The organism is Providencia sp. PROV080, from assembly GCF_033688105.1.
GTDB lineage: Bacteria > Pseudomonadota > Gammaproteobacteria > Enterobacterales > Enterobacteriaceae > Providencia > Providencia zhejiangensis.
In genome coordinates, this window is record NZ_CP096346.1 from 2,208,699 (window position 1) to 2,229,130 (window position 20,432).

The window sequence follows — 20,432 nt, forward strand, 5'->3', positions numbered from 1 at the left end:
ATATGGAACAGTGAATACAAATAGGTTAGCAGAACTCAGGAAAACCGTCATTCTCCCTGAGACGTAAGTGGGGGACTCCCGACAAAATTGGCGGTAAATAAAACAAAAGAGCCGCCAAAAGGCGGCTCAAATTAACCTTAAAACATGAATGACTCTTATTTAGAAATATGAGCAATCAGGTCAAGAACTTTGTTTGAATAGCCAGTTTCGTTGTCATACCAAGAAACCAGTTTTACAAAGTTATCATTCAGTGCGATACCTGCTTTAGCATCGAATACTGAAGTCAGTTTTTCGCCGTTGAAATCTGTTGATACAACGTCATCTTCAGTATAACCCAGAACGCCTTTCAGCTCGCCCGCAGCAGCTTCTTTGATAGCATCACAGATTTGAGCGTAAGTCGCTGGCTTTTCCATACGAACAGTTAAGTCAACAACGGAAACGTTAGGCGTCGGAACACGGAAAGACATACCGGTCAGCTTGCCATTCAGTTCAGGAATAACTTTACCTACTGCTTTAGCTGCACCTGTTGAAGATGGGATGATGTTTTGAGAAGCACCACGACCACCACGCCAGTCTTTGTGAGAAGGGCCATCAACAGTTTTTTGCGTTGCTGTAGTTGCGTGAACAGTTGTCATCAGACCTTCGATGATACCGAATTTGTCGTTGATAACTTTAGCCAGAGGGGCCAAGCAGTTAGTTGTACAAGAAGCGTTAGAAACGATTTCTTGACCTGCATAGCTCTTATGGTTAACACCCATAACAAACATTGGCGTGTCGTCTTTTGAAGGACCTGTCAGAACAACTTTTTTCGCGCCTGCTTGGATGTGCTTACGTGCGGTTTCATCTGTTAAGAAGATACCCGTTGCTTCAGCAACGACGTCAACACCGACTTCGTTCCACTTCAGGTTTGCAGGATCTTTCTCTGCGGTAACGCGAATTTTTTTGCCATTTACAACTAGGTGACCATCTTTAACTTCAACAGTACCGTTGAAACGACCGTGAGTAGAGTCATATTTCAGCATGTAAGCCATATAGTCTGCATCGAGCAGGTCGTTGATAGCAACGATTTCGATATCAGAACGCTCTTGTGCAGCACGGAAAACGATACGGCCAATACGACCAAAACCATTAATACCTACTTTGATAGTCATAGTATTTCCACCAGCTATTTATTCGTGAATTAAGTTGTAGTTAAAGTTACCAAAACCTTGCCAGCCGTCAAGCGGAATCGTGTCAATTATTGAAAAAAATCAAAACTACTCGCACTAATTGCTTACTTGTCAGCCACTTTAGAGGCAAATACATCCGCACGTATTATCGGGATTGTGCGGGATAATGAAACCTGCTATCAGTGATATATGTGAAACCCGTCACAAATCAAAACACAAAGCAGCGTGTTAATTAGTTTAGAATATCTTTATAAAACTTGTTGTTAATTTTTTGTTGCGTCAAATGGGGGTATTATTAGCTTAATACCACTAAGTGATTTCAATATTTGGGTTTGATATGACAGATAAAAGTAAGCAACCGATTGATATTTCGGAGCTAAATGATATTCAGCAATATGTGACTCAACAAGCAGGAACAGAGCGTCCTTTTACTGGGGTTTTATTGCATAATCGTAAAGATGGGGTGTATGAATGTCTGTGTTGTGGTACACCACTTTTTCTATCAGAGACCAAATTTGATGCCGGATGTGGATGGCCTAGTTTTTATCAGCCAGTGAATGAAGATGCGATTAAATACATCGAAGATTTCTCTCATGGCATGCATCGAATCGAAGTTCGCTGCCAAAACTGTGATGCTCACTTAGGACATGTCTTTCCTGATGGACCGCAACCTACTGGGCAGCGTTACTGCATTAATTCAGCATCATTAAGCTTTATCGATGAGCAAACCGGCGAAAAGACTCGTGGATAGGGTGCTGAAGCAAGCTGAAGCTAAAAAACAAAATAAAGCATTATCGATTCAGCTAAATTGAAATAGATCATGAAATATCGATAGATGATTTGCTGAGTCTCTTTGAAGGAGTCGTGAAGTGAGTATAGAGTTAGAGCCAGAACAATTAGAGCAACTGTTATCAGTGATGACCCCTGAGATTTATCAGCGTTTAGTGACCGCTGTTGAATTAGGAAAATGGCCTGATGGTGTCGCTTTAACCGCAGAACAAAAAGAACATAGCTTACAAATGGTGATGTTATGGCAATCGCGTCACAATCATGACCCTGAACATATGACGATTGGTACGGATGGGCAAATTACCATGAAAAGTAAGCAGGAGCTCAAATCAATGTTTCAAGGCGAGATGCTGGCGACATTGAAACCACAAAACAAAGACTAGTTTCATCTGCTTGCCTCTTTATCTCAATAAGAGGCAAGCCATATCGATAATACGCTATTGCTAAAACGGTCTTCTCTGCTAATACAAAAGGTTAAGAGACACATTATGAAATTGTCTTCTCATTTACTCTTTTCTTTCAAATAATTTCTTCCGACGATTTTTCAAACATAAAGTCTGGCATGAGAAAGATTTTTACGGCCTCAAAGTCGGCTTTAATTAATTTGTTCACTGTTTATTTAAATTGATGATAGTCATTGATAATTAAGGTTATTTATTGGGGGTGCCATAAAAAGCATCAAAGCACTGTTTCGATAAACACGCCTGTAATTTTGCTTAATAAATAAAGATAATTTATGGCAAATAATGATTCTCATGAGCGTATCGGCAAGCCTTGATAGTGATGAGTCACAGGTAAGGAGGAGCTGGTGGGAGCCATAGCAACTCATATTCGCGTTCCGTAGCTATTGTTCCAGTAACAGAACGGAAGGTTACTATATTGACTAAAACTGCTCGTTAAGTTTCAACCATTAAAGCAACAAGAACGCAGCGGTTTAAACAGACGGTGAGCAAACTTAAGTGTGTCACAGCAAGGGCAAAGTGGGCTCGCAACATGATAGCTTTAGTGATCAAAAGAGGATGCAGTTAATCTGAAATGATAGCGTGATGTTTTACCCACTGCATCATCGGATCCAGCGGGTATTTTTATGTCTATTGCAAGGAGTCGGTTGTCAGTAAAGTCGCCCCTTTTTGCGACATTTCAGCTAAGGCAAGCTCACTGTCCATGGCTGATAAGTTTACACCACGGCAACCATCAATCAGCACATCGACGTTATAGCCTAGTTTGAGTGCATCCAGTACGGTAAATTTGACGCAATAATCGGTGGCAATACCCATAATAAATAATTGTGTAATTTGCTGTTCTTGTAGCCATGCATGCAAGCGTGTTTGGCTAATCCGATCATTGTCGAAAAAAGCGCTGTAGCTATCTACTTGAGGATTTTCCCCCTTAGTGAAGACTTCACAGATAGCCTCTCGATTGAGCTTTGGATGAAAGTCAGCGCCCGTTTCACCTTGCACACAATGCACTGGCCACCAGACTTGAGGAATGCCATTGAGAGTGCCAATATCCCCCTCACGGGTTCCTGAATTAACGGCAAAACTCAGATGGTTGGCAGGATGCCAGTCTTGGCTAGCGATAATCGGAATATTTTGTTGTTGGCATAGTTCTATGGCTCTATTCGCTGTCTCTATCACTATTTCACTGTCTGCGACAGCAAGTGCGCCGCCAGTGCAGAAATCATTTTGTAGATCAACTAAGAGTAAAGCGGATTTAATTAAATCCTCATGGGGATTATTCATCGGCATAGCTGAGTTCACCTCTAAGATTATTTTGCATTAATTCCCGAACATGTGCCGGTGTATATTCTTGACTGAGTAAGTAATGTAATTTACTTAAAGCGGCCTCAAATGTCATATCAAATCCACTAATCACCCCAGCTTCGGCAAGAGCGTGGCCTGTTGCATACCCCTCCATATTGACGCGACCAGAAATACATTGCGTCAGATTTACCACGATAATGCCGCGGTTTGTTGCATCATGGAGGATTTTCAGTAATTCAGGTTGTTGGGGAGCATTACCAATACCATAAGAACGCAGAATGAGTGCTTTCACGGGTTGCTGGAGAATATTACGTACAATTTCAATCGATAACCCTGGATAGATCATGACAACGCCAATAGGTTGAGGGGTTATCCTATGGGTAATCAACGGACCTATACCGATGGGAGCTGGACATGTGTTGAATGTGCGAATATGAATACCCGCCTCCATCAAAGGAGGACAGTTAGGAGAGGTAAATGCATCGAAGCCATCCGCATGAGATTTGACAGTACGATTGCCCCGATACAGCTTGTTGTTAAAGAACAATCCAACCTCATTAATGGGATAATTAGCGGCAAGATACAATGCATTCAGTAGGTTAGTTTGGCCATCAGAACGCAATGCCTCCAAGGGAATTTGTGACCCTGTCACAATAACGGGCTTGCGTAAGTTCTCTAACATAAAGGATAGCGCAGAAGCGGTATAAGCCATGGTATCTGTGCCATGAAGGATGACAAACCCATCATAATTGTCATAATTTTCGCTGATATCATCGGCGATATTTTGCCAATCCTCAGGTGTGATATCAGAAGAGTCGATTAAAGGTTGATGTTCTCTGATTGTAAATTCTGGCATTTCAGGACGATGAAACTCTGGCATTTTAGCTAGCTGGGCCTGAAGATGCCCTGAAATAGGAATATAACCTTGGGGAGAGTGGCGCATACCAATGGTTCCACCGGTATACACAACATAAATCGATTTCTTCTGCATTTAATTACCTAATTTATTTCTGAACACATTGCCTAACAAGATACAAAGCGCTTGTTACCATTGGCTCTATTTGGAAGCGAGATAATTCTGACGCATTTAATTGCAGTTATCTACTGCTTAAATGGCTTTTGCTAGGGAGAATGACAAGATAAATCAATTAATCCCCTTTAGATATTCTAAAGGGGATCGGGGAGATTAATGAATATCCGCGCAATTTAGGCAAAAGGCATAACGATTTTGAGGATCGTTCATTTTTAAGAAAAATTGGGCTTGCTGGCGAATATCAGTGGCGACGGCGGGAGGTAAGAATACCTGTAACACATCGGGTACTATCGCTTGTGCGCTGTTGCTCAGTTCTAGAATTAACTGATCCATAAATGACAACTCAGGTTGCATCCAGTCCAATTGTACAGAATCAAGCTTGGCTAATTCAGCGGCTTTGGTGACGGCATCATCGAAATCACCTAATTGGTCGACTAGACCAAGTTTTTTCGCATCACTGCCGATCCAGACGCGACCTTGTGCAATTTTGTCGATCTCTTCCGGTGTTTTATGGCGTGCTTTCGCCACTAAACCAATAAAGGTTTTGTAACCATTTTCGATGGTAATCTGCATCATATCAGCAAATTCAGGGCTTATGCCTTTAGTGGCAGAAATATCAGCCAGTGGGGTTGTTGATACGCCATCCGTATAGACTCCGACAGAATCTAGTGTATTTTCAAATGTATTGATCACACCAAAGATGCCGATAGAACCTGTTATCGTATTTGGGCTAGAAATAATATAGTCAGCTGGTGTTGAGACCCAATAGCCACCTGATGCCGCCATACCGCCCATAGAGACGATAACCGGCTTACCTGCTGCTCGCGCAGAGGCTAATTCATTACGAATCAGATCAGAGGCTGTGACACTACCACCGGGGCTATTAACACGTAAGATGATTGCTTTGATGTTGTTATCTAAGCGAGCTTCTCTAATTTGCGAGCTGATCAGGTCTCCACTGGCAATGCCCGGCGCTTGGGGGCCATCCATGATCGCACCTTGTACAACGATCACCGCAATATTGCCGGGCATTTCAGCGCCGATACTGGTGATTTTTGCTGAATAATCATAGATACTCACGTAATTAAAATGTTTCTCTTGGTCATTCCAACCAAATTGCTTCTTGAGCACATTTTCAGCTTGTTCACGCGTATAGATTTTGTCGACCAGTTTTTGGTTTAGCGCATATTTCGCGTTATCACCGTCAGAAGCACGTAATTTATTGAGTAATGCCTCTGTACCTGGAAAAATTCCTTCCGCTGTGGTTTTACGGTTTTTAGCCAAAGTCTCTAGATAGTTACCCCATAAGGCATCTAACCACTGCTTAGTCGATTCACGAGCTTCTGGTGACATATTGTCACGCATTAGCGGCTCAACTGCCGATTTATACGTCCCTACACGGAAAATATGGCTACTGACTTTGAGCTTTTCTAACAGTGATTTGTAATAAAGGGTATTGGTTGAAAAACCTTGAATGCCGACCATTCCCTGTGGTGCAAGGAAAATGTGGTCAGCATAACTGGCTAAGTAATATTGAGATTGACTAAAGCTATCACCAACTGCATAAATAGGTTTACCAGAGTCTTTAAACTCGGTAATGGCTTTACCAATAAAATTGAGCGAAGGTTGGTCGGCTCCAACAAGATTGTCTAAGCGGAGTACCATACCGGTAATACGGTCATCGGTGGCGGCACTGCGGATCGTATCGACAATATCAAATAGCGAGTTTTCTTGCATTCGGCTATTGGGAGTCCCCAAGAGTTCACGGCTCATACGACCAAAAGGGTCAGGTGTTGAGACTTGATCAACAACTACGCCCTGTAAATCAACATACAGTGCACCAAAATAGTTTTGGTCAGGTTTAGAATCGGATTGATATAGCGCTATCGAACCAATGACTAAAAAACACAATACAAGAAAAATGGTATTGAAAACCAGCTCTCGAATAAAATTTAGTATTCGCCAACTAAACTTAAATACAGTGGCGATGATTTCCCATATTTGACGCATAATTTCTCCGACACACGAATTTGCACTTGTTATCTTAATGAAATAAAAACAGTTGTCTGCTAATGAATGATATTTTTATTCATAACAATGTTTTCTAGCGCGTTGTACAATATCGTGATTATATTTTTCAACACACACAAATGATATAATTCAATTTATTAATCAATATAATACTGTAGTCTCTCTCAAGCGAATAAGACTGCCAAAAAGCTTTGTAGACACAGTAGAATAACCTTAAATCGGTTATTTAATCATTAAATAGCATGATTATGATTGCTTGTTTGAATGACTATTATATCAGTTTACTCTGAATCGGAGATGAATATGGATGCTTTAACCCTTTTATTGAACCGCCGTTCAGCTTCACGGCTAACAACGCCAGCACCACAAGGTGATGAGTTACAAAATATTTTGGCCGCAGGCATGCGAGCGCCGGATCATGGTGCTTTACGTCCTTGGCACTTTGTTGTTATGCAAGGTGAAGGGTTAAATCGTTTTAGTCAATTACTGGAAAAAGCGGCAAAAGAAGGCAATTTAGGCGCAGAAGTTGAAGAAAAAGCGCGTAATGCTCCCTTTAGAGCGCCATTGATTATTACCGTTATTGCGAAGACACAAAAGCACCCTAAAGTGCCTGAATGGGAACAAATTGTCGCCGCAGGGTGTACTGTACAAGCCATGCAAATGGCCGCAGTAGCACAAGGTTTTGGAGGGATCTGGCGTTCAGGATCTTGGACGGAAGATGCTATTGTTCGTGAAGGTTTAGGTTGCACGCCGAATGACCATATTGTTGGTTTCTTATATTTAGGCACACCTGAGCTGAAGGCACCTGCAAAAGTTCAATTTCCTGATATGCAAGATTTTGTTTCTCACTTTTGATAAGGCCAAGTTCAGTGGAAAAAATCAGATTAACTCAGTACAGCCATGGCGCAGGCTGTGGTTGTAAAATCGCCCCAAAAATATTGGAGCAAATTCTTCATACCGAACAAGCTAAATTTCACGACCCTAATTTATTAGTCGGTAATGAAACGAAAGATGATGCGGCGGTGTATGACTTAGGAAATGGCATCGGTATTATTAGTACGACTGATTTTTTTATGCCGATTGTCGATTCACCTTTTGAGTTCGGTCGGATAGCCGCCACGAATGCAATTAGTGATATTTTTGCCATGGGGGGCAAACCCATCATGGCGATTGCGATTTTAGGGTGGCCAATCGCAAAATTACCCCCGGAAGTGGCAAAAGAAGTCATCGAGGGGGGGCGAGCAGCGTGTGCTGAGGCGGGGATCTCTCTTGCTGGTGGGCATTCGATTGATGCACCTGAACCTATTTTTGGTCTTGCAGTGACTGGCGTAGTGAATACGGAATATGTGAAGAAAAATAGTGCGGCTACCGCAGGGTGTGAACTATTCCTGACTAAACCGTTAGGTATCGGTGTGTTAACGACCGCAGAGAAAAAAGGGGTATTGGCGTCAGAGCACCAAAACTTAGCCACTGAAACTATGTGTCAGATAAATAAGTTAGGGGCAATTATTGCGCCATTAACGGGTGTGACGGCCATGACCGATGTGACGGGATTCGGCCTACTTGGTCATTTGAGTGAAATTTGCGAAGGTTCGAAAGTCCGTGCAGAAATTTACTTTAGCCAAGTACCCAAATTGGCGAATGTTGAGCAATATATCGATGCGGGTTGTGTTCCCGGTGGAACCCAACGGAACTTTGACAGTTATGGGCATCTCATTGGGCCAATGACGGAAGCTCAGCGCAAGTTACTCTGTGATCCGCAAACATCTGGTGGATTACTCATCGCCGTAGAGCCTTCTGAGGTCGCTAAAATTAAAGACATTGCACAGCAGCAAGGTGTTTTGTTACAGTCTATTGGTAAATTATTACCCCAGCGGGAAAATGTTCCTTTAATTGAAGTGAAAGATTAACTTAATGCGTTTGTTTATTGCGGAAAAGCCTAGCCTTGCGCGGGCAATTGCGGATGTACTTCCTAAGCCTCACAAACGAGGTGATGGTTTTATCCAGTGTGGTAATGATCAAATAGTCACGTGGTGTATCGGGCATCTATTGGAACAAGCAGAACCCGACGCGTATGAACCTCGATATGCACGCTGGAATTTGCAAGACTTGCCGATCATTCCTGAAAAATGGCAACTCAAACCGCGTTCCGCAGTAACCAAACAATTAAAGACAATTGATACTTTGCTCAAACAAGCGACTGAGGTCGTGCATGCAGGAGACCCTGATAGAGAAGGGCAATTGTTGGTGGATGAAGTTTTAGATTTCTTAAAACTTCCGGCCGATAAAAGGAAGCAAGTCAAACGTTGTTTGATTAATGACCTTAACCCACAAGCAGTAGAAAGAGCCATCGACCGGCTACGAGAAAATCGCGAATTTATCCCATTATGTGTTTCCGCACTAGCACGGGCACGAGCAGATTGGTTATATGGAATTAACATGACTCGAGCGTACACGCTGTTGGGGCAACGAGGCGGTTATCAAGGTGTGTTGTCGGTGGGAAGAGTGCAAACACCAGTACTAGGTCTGGTTGTTCGTCGTGATGAAGACATCGAAAATTTTGTACCGAAAGATTATTTTGAGGTCAAAGCGCATATAGTGACGCCTCAAGATGAACGTTTTGTGGCCATTTGGCAACCAAGTGAATCTTGCATTGATTATCAGGATGAGGAAGGGCGTCTATTTCATCGTCCTCTCGCTGAACATGTTGTCTCGCGAATTACCGGAAAACCGGCTTTTGTCACCCAATATCAAGACAAGCGTGAATCTGAAACGGCTCCGTTACCTTTTTCACTATCTGCATTACAGATTGAAGCGGCTAAAAAATTTGGATTAAGCGCACAAGAGGTGTTGGACATTTGCCAACGTCTGTATGAAACCCACAAACTCATCACTTATCCACGTTCAGATAGCCGTTATCTGCCTGATGAGCACTTTGCTGGACGTCATTCGGTATTGAATGCGATTTCAGTTCATCAACCAGAATTAACCCAGTTCGAACTGCCTGAACTGGATAAAAAAAATCGTTGTTGGGATGACAAAAAAGTTGATGCTCATCATGCGATTATTCCGACAGCTAAAGCAACGGCGGTTAAATTAACTGAAAATGAAGCTAATATTTATCAGTTAGTGGCGCGTCAATATATCATTCAATTTATGTCAGATGCCGTTTATCGCAAATGTACCATTGAGCTTGATATTGAAAAGGGTAAATTTATTGCTAAGGCACGTTTTTTAGCGGAAGCAGGTTGGCGAGTGGTTCTTGGGAATAAAGAGCGAGACTCTGAAAATGATGGTAGTCCATTACCTGTTGTGGCTAAAGGGGATGAGTTATTGTGTGAAAAAGGAGAGGTTGTTGAAAAGCAAACTCAGCCACCAAGACCTTTTACTGATGCAACTTTATTATCAGCAATGACTGGGATAGCGCGCTTTGTTCAAGATAAAGCCTTAAAAAAAGTATTGCGCGAAACGGATGGGTTAGGCACTGAAGCGACACGTGCAGGGATCATTGATTTATTATTTAAACGTCAGTTCCTATTTAAAAAAGGTCGTTATATTCACTCCACCCCCGCAGGCCGAGCGCTCATTCATGTATTGCCTGATATGGCGACATTACCGGATATGACCGCACATTGGGAATCTATTTTGACGCAAATCAGTGAAAAGCAAACGCGATATGATGATTTTATGAATCCGTTAAGCGCCACCTTGACACAGCTGATCTCTCAGGCTCGCCAGTTGACTAATTTACGTGCGTTTCGTGAATTACCACCGGTAACGCATGCCAAAGGCACTAAAAAAGCCACTAAATCGGCTAAAAAAATGAAAAAGAGTGTACAAGAGTAGTTAACAATCCAAGAATCATTCTTGTTTTTATCATGATCAATAAGGGAATGAGAGTCACTCCCTTATTGAATGGGGAAAGGTTAGTCTTTCGTTAAATCGAATTCAGCCCAAACGGGGGCGTGATCTGATGGTTTTTCCATTCCTCTGATTTCATAATCAATCCCTGTCGCTAAACAGCGGCGAGAAAGAGCCGTTGAGGCTAATAGTAGGTCTATACGTAATCCTCGATTATCATCAAATCCTTTTGAACGGTAGTCAAACCATGAATAGCAATCATTGGTTTCAGGGTGCATGGCACGATAGGTATCGACTAAGCCCCAATTGAGTAATCTTTCCATCCATTCCCGCTCTTCTGGTAAGAAAGAACATTTCCCTGTTTTTAACCAACGCTTACGGTTTGCGTCACCGATACCAATATCGAGATCGGTTGGGCTAATATTCATATCACCCATGATTAACAGTTGTGACTCAGGTGTCTGAGTTGATGTAATATAGTCTTGTAAGTCCTGATAGAATTTTTCTTTGGCAGGAAATTTTGTTGGATGGTCGCGACTTTCACCCTGGGGAAAGTAACTATTCACGACAGTTAGCAGACCATTATTGGTCTCAATATCCGCCATAATAATTCTGCGTTGTGCATCGTCGTCGTCAGTAGGGAACCCTTTACGCACAGCGACAGGTTCATTTTTGGTCAATAGCGCTACGCCATAGTGGGCTTTTTGGCCGTGATAAAATACATGATAGCCTAGCTTGCTGACCTCATCATAAGGAAACATGTCATCATGAACTTTGGTTTCCTGTAGCCCGATCACTTCAGGCTGATGCTTATCAATAATAGCCGCCAATTGATGTGGGCGAGCACGGAGGCCATTTATGTTGAACGAGATAAATTTCATGGTCTTTTATCACCTGTTAGATATTGTCTGTACAGGGGGATTCTATCAGATGCGGAGTTAACTGTAACTATTAAAGAACTATTTAAACAGGACTTTAATTATGGGGAATAAATATTTTTTACCTTAATTATAATAATAACATTACATTTCAAATTTTAAGTAACATTATTAATTGTACAATTAATGAAAAATATGTTCATTGATTTCCAATTGGTGATTTATATTTAATGTGATTTAATAGTCGAGCCATAAAAAATAATGAAATGAAACAGTATAATATATTGCTTTGCATTGTTGGAAAATATAAAAATACTTTTATGAAATATTGTTACTCATTCAATGAAAAGTTAAATTAAAGTTTTCATCTGAAATGTCAAGTGATGGGCTATTCAACATATTGTTTTTAATGATTAATAATGTTGGATTCTGCATGTTTAATAAACAGAATGGGGTCATAGATATGTTCTTTTCAAGAAAATTAGAGGCATTTATGGCAGTTGTTGAAAATGGCTCATTAAGTAAGGCTGCTAGAGTGATGAACCGAACGACGCCACCTATCGCCAAGTCGATTAAAGATTTCGAAACCAGCTTGGGTAAGCGGTTATTTAAGAGAGAAAAATTTGGTATGACTTTAACTAAAGATGGACAAGAATTATATAATGACTTGCGCGATCTTTACTTGCAGGAGAAAGAAATAACCAAAAAACATTTCACGGGCTATATTGTCAATGAAGCAAATATTTATTATGACTGGGGGAAAGAAAACTTTCTTATTAATCTTTATCAAGCCGCTAATAAAAATAATGTCCAAATTAATATATTAAGATTTAATTATGAGGAGGTTGATGAAATAGTCGATTATGATGGAAATACACTAATTTTAAGTTCACAGCCAGTCGTGAGTGAGCGTTTTTCCTTACAACGAAAAATAGAAAATGCATCATTAGGAATTTTTTGTCGAAGTGAGCTATATCAAAAGCATCAACATAATATTATGGCACTATTAAAAAATTGTACTTGGTTATGTGACCCTGCATTCTATAAGAGTAATTTAATGGGGGAATTACTCGAAAAGGTGGAGCTTGAGGGTAACAAAGCAAGTGTTCGGCAAATGGATAACATCAGTAGTTGTCAAAGTTTTCTACAAGTGGGTGATTTTATTGCTATTATTGATTGTTATCCTGAGCATGAAATCGCGGACAACTTACTGCAATATATTCCCTTGAATTCCATTATAGATGAGTGTATTTGCTATATTTATAAGTCTAAATCACATTCGAGTGTGTTAAATCGCTTTATGGATACTATTGATGATTTAGGTCAGGGAGTTGCTTGAATGGTGGTGGGAGAAGGATTCGAACCTTCGAAGTCTGTGACGGCAGATTTACAGTCTGCTCCCTTTGGCCGCTTGGGTATCCCACCAGATTTTGAATTGCTGTATTCGTTGACAGCGGGCGGCATCATATCAAATGACGCGCCCCTGTAAAGCATTAATTTTTAAAAGCTGTTTAAGTGCTGTTTTTTTACTCTGCATGCATATTTAAACAGCAGCTAAGTGTCTTACAAGATAATAGTTCTATTTCCGTAAACAAAAACGCGTTGCGCTAATACCCAATATAATGCATGGCTAAGCACGTTTTTTTCTACATCTCTACCCGCTCGCATCATATCGTCAGCAGTGAAGGTATGGTCTACATTAATGACGTTTTGCGTGATAATAGGGCCTTCATCAAGATTATCATTAACAAAGTGGGCGGTTGCTCCAATGATTTTAACGCCCCGTTCATATGCTTGATGATATGGACGGGCACCAATGAAGGCGGGTAAAAATGAATGATGAATATTAATGATTTGATTCGGGTAGTGCTGGACAAATGCGGGAGTCAATACACGCATATATTTGGCTAAAACAACATAATCAGGTTGGTATTGGTCGATTTGCGCAATCATTTTCTCATCATGCTGCTCTCGGGTTAAACCTTCATGGCTAATATGATGGAAAGGAATACCAAATTGCTCAACAAGGTTTTTTAGTGTGTCGTGATTACCGATAACAGCTGCAATTTCAACGTCTAAGCCATCGTATGCGCTTTTCATTAATAGGTCACCTAAGCAATGAGCTTCTTTCGTAACCATAATCACGATGCGACGACGACCCGATGAATTTAATTCACGTTTTGAACCTACTGGTAATGCATCATCTAGGTCAGCGAGAAGGGTTTCATCATTAAAAATCCCTTCAAGCTCCGTTCTCATAAAGAACCGACCAGTACGATGATCAACAAATTCATTATTTTGGACTATGTTGAGTTGGTGCTTGTAACAAATATTGGTGATTTTAGCGATCAATCCTTTTGCGTCAGGACATATAGTGCGAAGGACTTTTTTTTGTACATTTTTTTGTTGCATGGAGGTGTCTGATCCTTAACTTACAAAGCGAATTGGCTATCATTCTTTCTTTGCGGCGACTTATGACTAGGTTCATAACGCTCTGGTGCACAAAGATCAATACTCTCTCTGTGAACCAGTTAGCCGCGTGAATGATAAAGCAAACAATTCAGCAAGCGATACATTCTGCATTTCCGTTACGATGGGTAAAACATAACCACTAATTATTGTTACAGCATTTTTTAAATTTTTTGCCGGAACCACATGGGCATAGGTCATTTCGACCCGTCTTAGGTGTCACACCATCTATGTAATACCAACGTTTATCTATGCGAAGAAAACGGGAACGTTCATGAATAAGCTGTTTATGATCAGCTTTTTCATCAATAAAGCAAGTTGAAAATTCGACATATCCTTCATCGCTATTTTTAGCATAAGAAGAACTAATAACACGAAGAGAGATCCATTTCGTTTGTGAGAAACTTTGTTGGAGTTCTTCTCGCCACTGTTCAGCCTGACAATCAGGATGCCAAGTTGCGATGAGATAATCCGCATTGTGTGTCACATACGCACTATAGCGGGATCGCATCAGTTGTTCTGGGGTTTCAGGCGTCGCTTTATTTTCGAGATAAGGTTGGCAACATTGGTCAAAAGGTGCGGTATTGCCACAAAAACAGCACTGGTTTAAGGATTGTTCCATCTTTTTACTCTATAAAAATAAGTATAGGTAATAAAAATAACTATACTTTAAAAGTGATAGTACAATGATTTTGTCATATGAATAATAGTATTGGTAGTTAATCGCCAATTATAGCCAGAAGTAGGTTCAACATGAAAAATAAAAAGATACTCATCGTTGAAGATGAAAAAATTTTTCGCTCAATGTTAGAAGGGTACTTACAAGCACAAGGTATGCAGGTTTTCGTCGCTGATAATGGTCAAAGCGCATTAATAAGACTCACGGTCGAAAAAATTAGGCCGGATGTTATTTTGTGTGATCTTAATATGCCAGTGATGAGTGGTGAGGCTTTTATGTCAGAACTGGTCGCTCAGCATATTCATATACCTGTCATTGTGATATCGGCGACAACCGACTTTACTCAGTTGGATCGTATGCTGAGGTTGGGAGCAAAAGATGCCTTATTAAAGCCAATCAAAAATTTAGAAGAGTTGAAAGTCACGATTCACGCCAATCTTTATCCAGAGCTATATGATAGTGAACTGATAAATACATTACATCCTCAAGATATCTCATCATTAATGGATTATGATGAGCAGGATATCATTCCTGTCTTAAAGCAACTGCAACCACCAGTAAATCAGGTTATTAATGGCTATCGAATTAATTACCGTCAATTAAATGCAATTAACCAATTTGGATTATTACTGGATTTAGCACCGATATCAGATACACAAATTGGTTTTTACTGTATTGATATTGAGCGTTCGCCTCGAGAAGGTATCATGGCAGCATTTTTGATCCGGGTTGTATTTAATGACTTATTAAAAAATGCGGTGAGTTTTCCTGATAAAAAGTTGCCGAAAATTGATAAAATTATTAATCAGATAAATTATTTATTAGAAGACTCTGGTTTTAGCGGGCAATTTCCAATATTGCTGGGGTATTTCAATACATATAATAAAGCAATTATTTTGGCTAGTGGTGGTTTGGAGGTTGAAGTATCTACCGAAAACGCACAATATAGCTTGTCACGAAGTGTTCCACTAGGCACTTTAAAGCATCAACCCTCCAATCATTTGGATGTTCGAGGAACATTTTGGCAGTGTCGAATTTGGAATAATCATCAAAATATTAAATTAATGTTTAATCCAGAAGCTTAAGTTTTGTTTAAATTTAATCCATTAGATGCAATATCATTCCTTATTAGGGATTAGTACTATTTATCCAGAAATTATTCCTGTTATACTGCCTCGCACTAAAAACGCACCACATTATTACTGTTGATTTAGTCTATAGAATAAGGTGCTTAGGAGAATTCTGGAGTTATGACGAATATGACAAAAAGAAAGGTACGTAAGGCAGTCATTCCTGTTGCGGGTCTCGGCACACGTATGCTTCCAGCGACTAAAGCAATTCCAAAAGAGATGTTACCTCTTGTTGATAAGCCACTCATTCAATATGTAGTTAATGAGTGTATCGCAGCAGGTATTAATGAAATTGTTTTAGTCACTCACTCATCAAAGAACTCGATTGAAAACCACTTTGATACGAGTTTTGAACTTGAAGCTATTTTAGAAGCGCGTGTAAAACGCCAGTTACTTGATGAGGTGCAATCTATTTGTCCTAGTCATGTCACTATTATGCAAACGCGTCAAGGTATCGCTAAGGGATTAGGCCATGCAATTTTGTGTGCTAAACCACTTGTGGGTGATGAGCCTTTTGCCGTTATTTTGCCCGACGTAATTTTAGACCGCTATAGCACCGATTTAACGAAATTTAATTTGAGCGAAATGCTTGAACATTTTGAAGCAACAGGTGCAAGTCAAATTTTAGTCGAGCCTGTTCCAGAAGATGAAGTATCCAATTATGGTATCGTGGATTGTGATGGTGCGGTTTTACTTCCTGGTGATAGTAAACCAATCAGTCGTATGGTTGAAAAACCGAAGAAAGAAGAAGCGCCATCAAACCTTTCTATTGTTGGACGTTATGTCTTATCCGAAAAAATTTGGGATACATTGGCGAAAACAGCACCTGGAGCTGGTGATGAAATTCAATTGACCGATGCTATTGCCATCATGATGGAAAATAATGAACCTGTTGAAGCATATCACTTATGTGGTAAAAGCCATGATTGTGGTAATAAGCTAGGTTATATGAAAGCCTTTGTAGAATATGGGTTGCAGCATGATACTTTAGGCAAAGACTTTTCCCAATGGATTAAAAATTTATCACACGAGTTGAACAGTTCTAAATAACACAGCTTCTCTCTATGATGATTGATAAAAGCTAACTGGAAGGTTGGCTTTTTTTGTTTGTTGACTTTAGAACAGTCGATAGTTGAGGGTAGTGTAATGTAAATTATTATTTAATTTAATTTACATATTGAATGGGTAAATACATCATTTTTTTTGTATAACCCTAAATCTGATTATTCAATCACGCGTTTGAGGGTAGGCCAAATTACATAACTTTACTTTATGGTGTGACAAAATTTAAATCATAATGATAAATAACTTGGAGATAAAAAGTTCAACGACGGTTATAGCAGGTCGCGGTGTTTGGCTTAGGGGGCTTTTATTTAATACAGGGAATATTGGCGGTGCTATTTGTATAGACAGGCTTATATAATAAAAAAAACAAATATCAGATAAAAAAAACGCCCTTATATTAGGTAATGCTTGTCAGTTAAGTCATTAATATCGCCGTAACGGGTATCGTTGCGGCTTTTTCTTTACCGCCCTAGGGTAATGCCTTTGTCGTCGACTCGGTAGAACAAAACTTCTAGCCATTGCCAATATCCCATTAATGAATTTTGGTATGTTTCCCGGAGCAACCGCGGGAAGCAGGCTCAGTTGGGCACTCAGGTATATCGCAGTTTGTTTAAATCCCATCTGATAGGGCTCTGTATCTTTCAAGCTGTATGCCATCTGAGCCATCATAAACCGCAGTAAGTTATACGCGAGTACCATTCCCCATAACTCTTGATTTACTAAGACGGGCTTTTTGCTCCTCAATGTGAGTTCATTATTCAACATATGCTGCTTCATTTCTCTGAAGCCATGTTCTATTTCCCAACGATGCCCATACAGGTCGACAATATCGGCGTTGGGGTATCGAAGTGGATCACTCATTGATGTTAATATCTGAACCCTCTTCCCATTCACGTCTTTTGTTATCAATCGAGCTCTCAATATCATTGGAGCGTTAGTCCATTTTTTGCGTGCTTGAGGGGATAGACGTAATTCAACTAACTCATCTCCGGAGCCGAGTTTCTCTACGACTAGGTACTGTGAGCCTTTACGTAATGGGAGCATCCAGTGTTTCTCTACGCCAGAGGACTGCCAATGGTGAAGTAACCCCAGAGCATAAAATCCTTTATCAAAAATGGTCAGAGAACTATCCGGGGTTTGCTCTGTCAATTTGGCAGCAAGGCCAATTTCGCTCACCTCGGAAACGCTACCAAAATGTGCGCCCGAAATCAGATGGCTTGTGATCTCCATCTGGCAAACCATGCGAAGTTGCGGCCAATCAGAACGTGAGTGTTCATTGGCTGTTCGCCCAAATACGGCATCATTTTCAGGGGTATCTGGTGTACGCCATAATGTGCCATCGACAGCCATTAGGGTTAATCCGTTCCAGTGTGATAATGGCAGTTTATCAAGCCAGAGCTGACTTGTTTTCTCAAATACTTTACGGACTGCATCTTCCCCTAGCCGTTGACGTGCCTGAACAACGGCACTTGGTGCAACGAAAGGCCGGTTACCTGGTAAAACAATGTCTAAATGAGAAACGAGTTGCGCCATGGAAAGAGAACGAAAAAGGGACATTCCTGTTACAGCCCATACCATCATTTCCATCGGAAGACGGCGTTTTCTTATCGTAACAACCCCAGCATCCACGAGACATTCATCAATAAGTTCAGCGGAAAGGAGGTCCGAAAGGGCTGTAAATTCTGTTGGAGAGAAAGCCTGAACAGTCTCGAGTGCTTGGCTAAGTAACATAAAAAAATCCGTAATTTTTGGAATGATTACGGATTTTTGCAGAACTGTAGGATCGTTCAACTCATTATTTAGTTCTTAACTGATCGGCATTACCTTATATTAGGGCGTTTTTTTGAATAAGGTTAAAATTTTAGATTAAGAAATCGTCCAAAGATTTACCTTGTTCTTCAATGGCAATCTTGATAACAGCTGGCGTACGGCCTTGGCCTGTCCAAGTTTTAGTTTCGCCATTTTCATCAACATATTTGTATTTAGCAGGGCGAGCAGCACGTTTAGCACGAGTGCTAGTGCCTTTACCTGTATCTAAAATTTGAACAAGTTCGTTTAGATCGATACCTTGTTCCTCTGCCATTTGACGGAAACTTTCCAGCTTACGGCTTTTCTCTTCTAGCTCTGCACGAGCTTGATTTTCTTCTTCACGACGTTCTTCAACAACGACGGTTAATTTTTCCAGCATTTCTTCCAGTGATTCTAAAGCAATTTCTCTTGCTTGTGCACGAAGAGTACGGATGTTATTTAATGCTTTTAAAGATTCGCTCATTTTCCTGGTCTCAAATTTAATTGTTGGCCTGTGTACACTAATAATAGAATGCTATTTTATTTTCTGCAATAGCTAATTTACACTATTAGTTTAAAAGTTATCTTTACCAAAAGCAATTTTTTTACAAAAGAAATATTAACTTTTCACTGATATATATATACCGCTATTATCAATATCCAAACTAATGAAAAACGGATTCAATTAACCGAAGTTTTTTTGGATTATAATTTGAGGTACTCACTCGTAAACGGTGACATCTTTATTAGTGGTAAAAGCTCAAATAAATGAGCCTAAACGTAAATTTTCTTTTTTTGATACAGCAGGCTAGCTATATGGTTGATAAAATAACAGGCTATTTTGCACAAACGATAGTTCGTTATTTTACCTGTTATAGGAGCGAAAAAGGTGTTTAGTATCAGTCTAAATTCATTAAAGCCAATAGAGTTTTGTGTATTGTGCTGTTTTTAAACCCTTAAAATGCGGATTGTTAATCTAATAACATGTTTTATGGTAAGATTATTTCGTTTATTAATTTAGAGGAACTAGGCTGATGGCTCAGCTATATTTTTACTATTCTGCTATGAATGCGGGAAAATCGACATCCCTGCTGCAATCTTCTTATAACTATAATGAAAGAGGAATGCGCACATTGATTTTCACCGCTGAAATCGATAATCGCTTCTCGCAAGGTAAAGTCTCTTCTCGAATTGGGCTGTCTGCGGATGCGTTACTATTTTCGCCTACAACGAATATGGCTGAAATCATCAAAAGTGAAAATGGGATAAAAAAGGTACATTGTGTCTTAATTGATGAGTGTCAATTTTTAACAAAACAGCAAGTTGAACAGCTATGCGATATTGTCGATAACTGTGATATTCCCGTTTTATGTTATGGCCTGAGAACCGATTTTTCAGGAGAATTGTTTGCGGGTAGTCAATATTTATTAGCATGGGCAGACAAATTAGTCGAATTAAAAACAGTGTGCTATTGCGGTCGTAAAGCAAATAAAGTGTTGAGGATAGGGAATGATGGTATTCCCGTCTACGAAGGCGCACAGGTCGATATAGGCGGTAACGAGAAGTATATTTCAGTGTGTCGTAAGCACTATACGGAAGCCATCGAACAAGCAAAACTAATGAATCAAGGGGTTATTCCTAAGGTTGCTATTCACTTTAATTAACGCTAACTAATTGATGGTTACTGGAAATAAAACAGAGGCAGGGCGTTATTAGTTGATAAAAGTGTATAATAAATAATTACTTATTATATTACCCAAAAAGGCACTGGTTTTTA

The 20,432-nt window shown here is 40.1% G+C and carries 18 protein-coding genes and 1 tRNA gene; 9 read left to right on the forward strand and 10 right to left on the reverse strand.

Annotated features, from left to right (window positions below; genetic code table 11):
- Window positions 1-155 precede the first annotated feature (155 nt).
- Window positions 156-1,151 (reverse strand): glyceraldehyde-3-phosphate dehydrogenase, encoded by a 996-nt coding sequence (gene gapA, locus M1F03_RS09685; RefSeq protein WP_004920333.1) that lies wholly within the window; start codon window positions 1,149-1,151, stop codon window positions 156-158.
- Window positions 1,152-1,506: 355 nt separating this feature from the next.
- Here gapA and msrB point away from each other — a divergent pair, with 355 nt between their 5' ends.
- Window positions 1,507-1,920 carry a peptide-methionine (R)-S-oxide reductase MsrB gene (msrB, locus tag M1F03_RS09690; RefSeq protein WP_154621948.1) on the forward strand — a complete coding sequence of 138 codons (414 nt, stop codon included), beginning with the start codon at window positions 1,507-1,509 and terminating at the stop codon, window positions 1,918-1,920.
- Between the two features lie 118 nt (window positions 1,921-2,038).
- Entirely contained in the window at window positions 2,039-2,341 is a 303-nt protein-coding gene (locus tag M1F03_RS09695) for a YeaC family protein (RefSeq protein ID WP_163861518.1), read from the forward strand.
- 708 nt (window positions 2,342-3,049) lie between these two features.
- On the opposite strand, the gene pncA is transcribed toward M1F03_RS09695, so the two are convergent.
- The 3 genes from pncA to sppA all read right to left on the reverse strand — a co-directional run bounded on the left by pncA (window position 3,050) and on the right by sppA (window position 6,764).
- A complete protein-coding gene (gene pncA, locus M1F03_RS09700; RefSeq protein ID WP_154621947.1) occupies window positions 3,050-3,706 on the reverse strand; it encodes a bifunctional nicotinamidase/pyrazinamidase in 657 nt (218 codons plus the stop codon).
- Window positions 3,693-4,712, reverse strand: a complete 1,020-nt coding sequence (ansA, locus tag M1F03_RS09705; RefSeq protein ID WP_154621946.1) for an asparaginase — start codon at window positions 4,710-4,712, stop codon at window positions 3,693-3,695. The genes pncA and ansA overlap by 14 nt, the downstream gene beginning before the upstream one ends.
- A 195-nt stretch (window positions 4,713-4,907) precedes the next feature.
- Window positions 4,908-6,764 (reverse strand): signal peptide peptidase SppA, encoded by a 1,857-nt coding sequence (gene sppA / locus M1F03_RS09710; protein WP_154621945.1) that lies wholly within the window; start codon window positions 6,762-6,764, stop codon window positions 4,908-4,910.
- Between the two features lie 324 nt (window positions 6,765-7,088).
- Between sppA and M1F03_RS09715 the strand changes: the two genes are divergently transcribed.
- From M1F03_RS09715 to M1F03_RS09725, 3 genes are read left to right on the forward strand one after another with little or no spacing between them, the layout of a single operon-like run.
- Window positions 7,089-7,640 carry an NAD(P)H nitroreductase gene (locus M1F03_RS09715; protein ID WP_154621944.1) on the forward strand — a complete coding sequence of 184 codons (552 nt, stop codon included), beginning with the start codon at window positions 7,089-7,091 and terminating at the stop codon, window positions 7,638-7,640.
- Window positions 7,641-7,654: 14 nt separating this feature from the next.
- On the forward strand, window positions 7,655-8,695 hold the full coding sequence (gene selD, locus M1F03_RS09720) for a selenide, water dikinase SelD (protein WP_163861526.1): 1,041 nt from the start codon (window positions 7,655-7,657) through the stop codon (window positions 8,693-8,695).
- A 4-nt stretch (window positions 8,696-8,699) separates the two neighbouring features.
- Window positions 8,700-10,631 carry a DNA topoisomerase III gene (locus M1F03_RS09725; RefSeq protein WP_154621942.1) on the forward strand — a complete coding sequence of 644 codons (1,932 nt, stop codon included), beginning with the start codon at window positions 8,700-8,702 and terminating at the stop codon, window positions 10,629-10,631.
- 80 nt (window positions 10,632-10,711) lie between these two features.
- Here the strand turns inward: M1F03_RS09725 and xthA are convergent, their stop codons facing one another.
- The gene (xthA, locus tag M1F03_RS09730; RefSeq protein ID WP_318839916.1) at window positions 10,712-11,527 is read right to left on the reverse strand and encodes an exodeoxyribonuclease III; all 816 of its coding nucleotides are present in this window, start codon (window positions 11,525-11,527) and stop codon (window positions 10,712-10,714) included.
- A gap of 460 nt (window positions 11,528-11,987) precedes the next feature.
- On the opposite strand from xthA, the gene M1F03_RS09735 reads away from it, so the two are divergent.
- Window positions 11,988-12,863: a LysR family transcriptional regulator gene (locus M1F03_RS09735; RefSeq protein ID WP_318840136.1), complete on the forward strand. Its 876-nt coding sequence runs from the start codon at window positions 11,988-11,990 to the stop codon at window positions 12,861-12,863.
- Between the two features lies 1 nt (window position 12,864).
- Here the strand turns inward: M1F03_RS09735 and M1F03_RS09740 are convergent.
- The 3 genes from M1F03_RS09740 to M1F03_RS09750 form a co-directional block, all read right to left on the reverse strand.
- Window positions 12,865-12,949, reverse strand: a tRNA-Tyr gene (locus M1F03_RS09740).
- A 138-nt stretch (window positions 12,950-13,087) separates the two neighbouring features.
- On the reverse strand, window positions 13,088-13,936 hold the full coding sequence (gene purU, locus M1F03_RS09745) for a formyltetrahydrofolate deformylase (protein WP_154623829.1): 849 nt from the start codon (window positions 13,934-13,936) through the stop codon (window positions 13,088-13,090).
- Window positions 13,937-14,135: 199 nt separating this feature from the next.
- On the reverse strand, window positions 14,136-14,615 hold the full coding sequence (locus M1F03_RS09750; protein WP_154623828.1) for a YchJ family protein: 480 nt from the start codon (window positions 14,613-14,615) through the stop codon (window positions 14,136-14,138).
- 131 nt (window positions 14,616-14,746) lie between these two features.
- On the opposite strand from M1F03_RS09750, the gene rssB reads away from it, so the two are divergent.
- Window positions 14,747-15,757, forward strand: a complete 1,011-nt coding sequence (rssB, locus tag M1F03_RS09755) for a two-component system response regulator RssB (RefSeq protein ID WP_154635699.1) — start codon at window positions 14,747-14,749, stop codon at window positions 15,755-15,757.
- Window positions 15,758-15,922: 165 nt separating this feature from the next.
- Window positions 15,923-16,852, forward strand: a complete 930-nt coding sequence (galU, locus tag M1F03_RS09760) for a UTP--glucose-1-phosphate uridylyltransferase GalU (protein WP_251464099.1) — start codon at window positions 15,923-15,925, stop codon at window positions 16,850-16,852.
- A gap of 438 nt (window positions 16,853-17,290) precedes the next feature.
- On the opposite strand, the gene M1F03_RS09765 is transcribed toward galU, so the two are convergent.
- Together M1F03_RS09765 and hns are read right to left on the reverse strand one after the other, a co-directional pair.
- Complete coding sequence (locus tag M1F03_RS09765) at window positions 17,291-18,598, reverse strand: IS4 family transposase (protein WP_251465252.1); 1,308 nt, start codon at window positions 18,596-18,598, stop codon at window positions 17,291-17,293.
- Window positions 18,599-18,728: 130 nt separating this feature from the next.
- Entirely contained in the window at window positions 18,729-19,139 is a 411-nt protein-coding gene (gene hns, locus M1F03_RS09770) for a histone-like nucleoid-structuring protein H-NS (protein WP_163861532.1), read from the reverse strand.
- A gap of 550 nt (window positions 19,140-19,689) precedes the next feature.
- On the opposite strand from hns, the gene M1F03_RS09775 reads away from it, so the two are divergent.
- Window positions 19,690-20,319, forward strand: coding sequence for a thymidine kinase (locus tag M1F03_RS09775; protein WP_154623371.1), 630 nt, complete (start codon window positions 19,690-19,692; stop codon window positions 20,317-20,319).
- The last annotated feature ends 113 nt before the right edge of the window (window positions 20,320-20,432 follow it).

Bases quoted from the DNA above. Each gene is read 5' to 3' on its own strand.
- gapA (WP_004920333.1), bottom strand. From the start codon at position 1,151: ATGACTATCAAAGTAGGTATTAATGGTTTTGGTCGTATTGGCCGTATC.
- msrB (WP_154621948.1), top strand. From the start codon at position 1,507: ATGACAGATAAAAGTAAGCAACCGATTGATATTTCGGAGCTAAATGAT.
- pncA (WP_154621947.1), bottom strand. From the start codon at position 3,706: ATGCCGATGAATAATCCCCATGAGGATTTAATTAAATCCGCTTTACTC.
- ansA (WP_154621946.1), bottom strand. From the start codon at position 4,712: ATGCAGAAGAAATCGATTTATGTTGTGTATACCGGTGGAACCATTGGT.
- sppA (WP_154621945.1), bottom strand. From the start codon at position 6,764: ATGCGTCAAATATGGGAAATCATCGCCACTGTATTTAAGTTTAGTTGG.
- M1F03_RS09715 (WP_154621944.1), top strand. From the start codon at position 7,089: ATGGATGCTTTAACCCTTTTATTGAACCGCCGTTCAGCTTCACGGCTA.
- M1F03_RS09725 (WP_154621942.1), top strand. From the start codon at position 8,700: ATGCGTTTGTTTATTGCGGAAAAGCCTAGCCTTGCGCGGGCAATTGCG.
- xthA (WP_318839916.1), bottom strand. From the start codon at position 11,527: ATGAAATTTATCTCGTTCAACATAAATGGCCTCCGTGCTCGCCCACAT.
- M1F03_RS09735 (WP_318840136.1), top strand. From the start codon at position 11,988: ATGTTCTTTTCAAGAAAATTAGAGGCATTTATGGCAGTTGTTGAAAAT.
- purU (WP_154623829.1), bottom strand. From the start codon at position 13,936: ATGCAACAAAAAAATGTACAAAAAAAAGTCCTTCGCACTATATGTCCT.
- M1F03_RS09750 (WP_154623828.1), bottom strand. From the start codon at position 14,615: ATGGAACAATCCTTAAACCAGTGCTGTTTTTGTGGCAATACCGCACCT.
- rssB (WP_154635699.1), top strand. From the start codon at position 14,747: ATGAAAAATAAAAAGATACTCATCGTTGAAGATGAAAAAATTTTTCGC.
- galU (WP_251464099.1), top strand. From the start codon at position 15,923: ATGACGAATATGACAAAAAGAAAGGTACGTAAGGCAGTCATTCCTGTT.
- M1F03_RS09765 (WP_251465252.1), bottom strand. From the start codon at position 18,598: ATGTTACTTAGCCAAGCACTCGAGACTGTTCAGGCTTTCTCTCCAACA.
- hns (WP_163861532.1), bottom strand. From the start codon at position 19,139: ATGAGCGAATCTTTAAAAGCATTAAATAACATCCGTACTCTTCGTGCA.
- M1F03_RS09775 (WP_154623371.1), top strand. From the start codon at position 19,690: ATGGCTCAGCTATATTTTTACTATTCTGCTATGAATGCGGGAAAATCG.